This is a genomic window from Kitasatospora sp. NPDC059088 (genome assembly GCF_042738155.1).
In the GTDB taxonomy this organism is placed as follows: domain Bacteria; phylum Actinomycetota; class Actinomycetes; order Streptomycetales; family Streptomycetaceae; genus Kitasatospora.
The window spans coordinates 12,401-17,082 of sequence record NZ_JBHYGR010000108.1 but is presented as its reverse complement, the minus strand read 5'-3'; the positions used below and the strand labels follow the sequence as shown (position 1 = coordinate 17,082).

The window sequence follows — 4,682 nt, the reverse complement described above, 5'->3', positions numbered from 1 at the left end:
GCTGCGGGCGCCCCTCCCCTCTACCCTCCACCCCTACTCTGTCCGGGTCTTGCCGGGTGAGGGCGGCTGCGACCCGCACCCCCCCCCCGCCGCCGACCACCCCTCCGCCACCACCAGAGGACCCCGATGCGCCGCCTGCCGCTCCTGCTCACCACCGCCGCCCTCTGCGGCGCCCTGGCGACAGCCGGGGCACTGCACCACCCGACGGCGGACCGCACCGGGTCCTCGGGCGACGGCGCGGCGCACACCGAAGGCCCGCGCACCGCGGGCAGCTCCCTCACCCGGGCGATCACCGCCGAACAGCAGCGGCTCAAGGCACTGCCGAACGACGCCCCCGGCTGGGCCCGGCTGGGCGCGGAGTACGTCGAACAGGCCCGGCTGACGGCCGACCCGTCCTACTACCCGAAGGCCGACGAAGCCCTGCACCGCTCCCTCACGCTCGCACCCGACGCCAACACCGAGGCCCTCACCGGCCTGGGAGCCCTCGCCAACGCCCGCCACCTCTTCGACCGGGCACGTGACTTCGCCGAACAGGCCATCGCCGCCTCGCCCGCGCACTGGCCCGCCTACGCCGTCCTCGCCGACGCCCGCACCCAACTCGGCGACGACGCCGGCGCCACCGACGCCGTCCAGCAACTCCTCGACCGCCGACCCGGCACCGCCTCCTTCACCCGCGCCGCCTACGACCTCGAACAGCACGGCCACCCCGACCAGGCCCGCGCCGCCCTCGACAGCGCCCTCGCCTCGGCCTTCGACCCCGCCGACAAAGCCTTCTGCCGCTTCCAGATCGCCGAACTCGACCGCAACGCCGGCCACCCCGACCAGGCCCTGACCGGCTACCGCGAAGCCCTCGCCGACGACGCCGGCCACACCCCCGCACTCGCCGGGCAGGCCCGGGCCGAAGCCGCCCTCGGCAACACCGAGGCCGCCGTCCGGGACTACGACGCCGCCATCGCCAAGGTCCCGCTCCCCCAGTACCTCCTCGAACTCGGAGAACTCCACGAATCCCTCGGCCACCCCCAACTGGCTCAGGAGCAGTACCGCCTGCTGGAAGCCGAGCAGCGCCTGGCCGCCGCCAACGGCGTCGTCGACGACCTCACCCTCGGCCAGTACCAGGCCGACCACGGCGACCCCGCCGAAGCCGTACGCCTGCTGCGGGCCGAATGGCAGCGGCGGCACAACGTCCTGGTCGCCGACGCCCTCGCCTGGGCCCTGCACCGCCAAGGCGCGGACCAGGAAGCACTGGACCTGGCCGAACAGGCCGAGAACCACGGCTGGCACAACGCCGTGTTCCTCTACCACCACGGCGAGATCGAACGCGCCCTCGGACACACCGAGGCCGCCCGCACCCACCTCACCCAGGCCCTCACCACCGACCCCTCCTTCAACCCCCTCCACGCACCCCGCGCCCGCGCAGACCTCGCCGCCCTCACCGACACCCGCTGACCCGGCGAACCCGCCGTCCCTTCCCCGACCGGGGCCGGGAACTGGCCGACTGGACGCAGTGCACCGTCAGCGCCCGCACAGACGCCGGCCTCGAGTTCCCCGACAACAAGGCGCGCATCGAGAAGGTCCGCGCCTTCCGCCTTCGCAAGCTGCCGGTCCACACCGAGGCGTACGACAGCTGACTCGCCGCCGCGATCACCGGCCGAACCGTCCGCCTCGACACCTTTCCGCCCGGCGGCGGCTCCCCTCCCGGCCTGTCCTCGCCCGAAGAAGGCGGTGCTCGCACCGGCACGAACGGCGAGCCGGGTCTTCCAGAATGCCCCAACTCGTTCATACCGATGCAATGCGGACACCGGATCAGTCGATGTGCTTGCGCGCCTCGATCAGGAAGCGCGCCGAATGGGCGACGAACGGGCCCTCGGTCCGGATCCGGGCGTCCAGCTCGCGCAGCCGGTCGAGGTGGCCCTCGACGGTGAAGCCCGGAACCATCCAGATCACCTTCCGCAGGAAGTACACCACCGCGCCGATGTCGTGGAACTCCATCCGCAGCCGCTCCGAGCGCAGGTCCACCACCTCCAGCCCGGCCGCCCGGGCCTCGGCGCCCTCCACCTCGGGGCGGCGGCCCTCGCGTGCCTCGGGCTGCGGTCCGAGGAAGTACTCGACCAGCTCGAAGACCGAGGCCGGGCCGACGTGCTGGGCGAAGTACGCACCGCCGGGCCGCAGCACCCGGGCGATCTCCGACCACCAGGCCTTCACCGGGTGCCGGCTGCTGACCAGGTCGAAGGCCCCGTCCGCGAACGGCAGCGGCGGCTCGTCCTGGTCGGCGACCACCACCGCGCCCAGCGGGTGCAGCAGCCGGGTCGCCTGGGCCAGGTTGGGCGGCCAGGACTCGGTGGCGGCCAGGACGGGCGGGCGGCCGCCCTGCCGCAGGGCACCGGCCAGCACTTCCCCGCCGCCGGTCTGGATGTCCAGGGCCGCCGACGCCGAGGCCAGCCGCCCGGCCAGCAGCCGCTGGTAGCCCCAGGAGGGGCGTTGCTCGGTGGCCCGGCCGTCCAGCCAGGAGAAGTCCCAGCCGTCCACGGAGACGGACCCGGCCTCGGCGATCAGCTCTTCGAAGGTGCGCATGCCTCGCATCATCGCGGCGCCGACGCCGCACTGCCAGCGGATTCACCGCCGACCGGGTACCTGCGCACCCACCCGACCCGCACCTCCAGCCCCCCGGCGGCGATCAGCCCGGCCACCGGCTCCGCCCCGCCGCCGTCCGCCTCGAAGGCGAGCAGCACGCCCGGTGCCTCGCCGCACTGCCGCTCGACGAGCCGCCGCTCCTCGGCGCCCGGCTCGCGGAACACCGGGTCCTGGAAGGACCCCGGGCAGCGGACGTAGAGCGGGTCTGCGAGGACCAGTTCCAGACCGTGGTGGTAGCAGAGGTCGTGACCGGCGGCCAGGATCAGCTCGCCGGGGCGCCAGGAGTACACGTCCCAGTCCCACCAGGACCCTTCCGGCAGCTCGATCACCACGGCCACCGGGCCGCGCCGTCCGCGATCTCCGCGATGCTCGGGTGCCGGACGGCCTCCAGGCCCGGGTCGGCGAGCAGGTCCGCGATCAGGGCGGGCGGGCCGAAGACCTCGGTGGCGCTGAGGTCCCAGTTGGTGAGGACGAACCAGGAGCAGTCCGCGGACCACCAGTGCGCGGGGAACTGGGCGTACCCCGGCCGGGCGTCGTAGTGGGCGAGCACCTCGTCCAGCCGGCCGCGGTGGGCCGTCACCGGTCGCAGCAGGTCCTCGATCGCGGCCGAGGCGAGGCGGCAGTCGGTCGCCGGCCCGTCGGCGCTGTGCCGGGCCAGCACCTCCACCAGCCGCGCGAGGCAGTCGCGGTCCGGCTCGCCGATCAGCGGGACGTCGACCTCGCCCGGCAGCGCGGCCCGGTCGTCGAACACCAGGTACGACAGGGTGCAGGGCCAGTCGGCGAGGCGCCGCCCGGCGCCCGCCAGCGCCTCGGCCCAGCGCACCGGCCGCCCGTCCACCCGCAGCGTGTGCAGCACCCAGCAACGGTCGGCGTAACCGGGCGCCTGCCCGGAGCCGGACCAGGGGCCGTCCGGCTCGTAGCCGAGGACCGCCTCCCCCGCCTCCAGCAGCGGCCGGAGCCCGTCCAGCGGGTCCTCGTCGGGTATCCGTTCCACGGCCCGTTCCTTCCCCTCGTTCCGGAACCGCGGCCTCGAAAACCGTTACCCCGTGTCGATACGTCTGCGCGAGGATAGCGGCCATGACGAAGGAACAGGACGGCGAGCCGTTCGGGTTCGGCGTCGCCACCGACGTCCCCTGCCAGACCGCTACGCCATGACCAGGACACCGCGGTCCGACCCCGGCCGCTTCTACGACGACCTCGCCGAGGACTACCACCTGCTCTACGGCGACTGGAACGCCTCGCTCGCCCGGCAGGGCGCCGCCTTGGACGCCCTGGTCCGGGAGCACCTGGGCGAGGGCCCGGCCGAGGTGCTCGACTGTGCCTGCGGCATCGGGACCCAGGCGATCGGCCTGGCCGCGCTCGGCCACCGGGTGACCGGCACCGACCTCAGCCCGGTCGCCGCCGCCCGGGCCGCCGCGGAGGCCGCCGCTCGCGGGCTCCGACTGCCGGCGGCGGCCGCCGAAATGCGCGAACTCCCCTTCCCGGACGGCCGGTTCGACGTGGTGGTGTGCGCCGACAACGCGCTCCCCCACCTGCTCGCGGCCGAGGACGTCCGCGCCGCGCTGACCGAGATGCGCCGGGTCCTGCGCCCGGGCGGGCTGCTCCTGCTCTCCACCCGCCCGTACGACGAGCTGCGCCGGGACCGCCCGGCCTCCACCCCGCCGCAGACCGCCGAACTGGACGGCCGGCGCTCGGTGCTGTTCCAGCTCTGGCAGTGGCACGAGGACGGCGAGCGCTACGACCTGGAGCTCTTCCGGCTCCTGCCGGACGACACCGGGCAGTGGCGCACCACGGTCCGCCGCTCCAGCTACTGGGCCCTCACCCAGGACCAGCTGAGCGCCTTCGCCGCCGAAGCGGGCCTCACCGCCACCGACTGGCGCCGGCCGGCCGACACCGGCTTCTTCCAGCCCGTCCTGCTCGCCCGGGCCCCCTGACCTCCCGGTCCTCCGCCACGTCGCCCCGGCCGCCCCCCCCCCCCCCGGGCGCGGCACAAATTGCCGCCGCCACACGTGCGGCCGCGTGTGCTGTTTTAAAGTGGGTGTGATAGACAG

The 4,682-nt window shown here is 74.5% G+C and carries 5 protein-coding genes; 2 read left to right on the top strand and 3 right to left on the bottom strand.

Features of this window, described 5'->3' with window-relative positions:
- Positions 1-126: 126 nt before the first annotated feature.
- The gene (locus ACFWXO_RS34285) at positions 127-1,446 is read left to right on the top strand and encodes a tetratricopeptide repeat protein (protein WP_380528906.1); all 1,320 of its coding nucleotides are present in this window, start codon (positions 127-129) and stop codon (positions 1,444-1,446) included.
- Positions 1,447-1,803: 357 nt separating this feature from the next.
- On the opposite strand, the gene ACFWXO_RS34280 is transcribed toward ACFWXO_RS34285, so the two are convergent.
- The 3 genes from ACFWXO_RS34280 to ACFWXO_RS34270 are packed head-to-tail and all read right to left on the bottom strand — an operon-like array spanning position 1,804 to position 3,625.
- Complete coding sequence (locus ACFWXO_RS34280) at positions 1,804-2,571, bottom strand: class I SAM-dependent methyltransferase (RefSeq protein WP_380528904.1); 768 nt, start codon at positions 2,569-2,571, stop codon at positions 1,804-1,806.
- 8 nt (positions 2,572-2,579) lie between these two features.
- Positions 2,580-2,960 (bottom strand): hypothetical protein, encoded by a 381-nt coding sequence (locus ACFWXO_RS34275; protein WP_380528902.1) that lies wholly within the window; start codon positions 2,958-2,960, stop codon positions 2,580-2,582.
- On the bottom strand, positions 2,957-3,625 hold the full coding sequence (locus ACFWXO_RS34270) for a hypothetical protein (RefSeq protein WP_380528900.1): 669 nt from the start codon (positions 3,623-3,625) through the stop codon (positions 2,957-2,959). Before ACFWXO_RS34270 ends, ACFWXO_RS34275 begins: the two co-directional genes overlap by 4 nt.
- Before the next feature lie 157 nt (positions 3,626-3,782).
- On the opposite strand from ACFWXO_RS34270, the gene ACFWXO_RS34265 reads away from it, so the two are divergent.
- Positions 3,783-4,565: a methyltransferase domain-containing protein gene (locus tag ACFWXO_RS34265; protein WP_380528898.1), complete on the top strand. Its 783-nt coding sequence runs from the start codon at positions 3,783-3,785 to the stop codon at positions 4,563-4,565.
- The last annotated feature ends 117 nt before the right edge of the window (positions 4,566-4,682 follow it).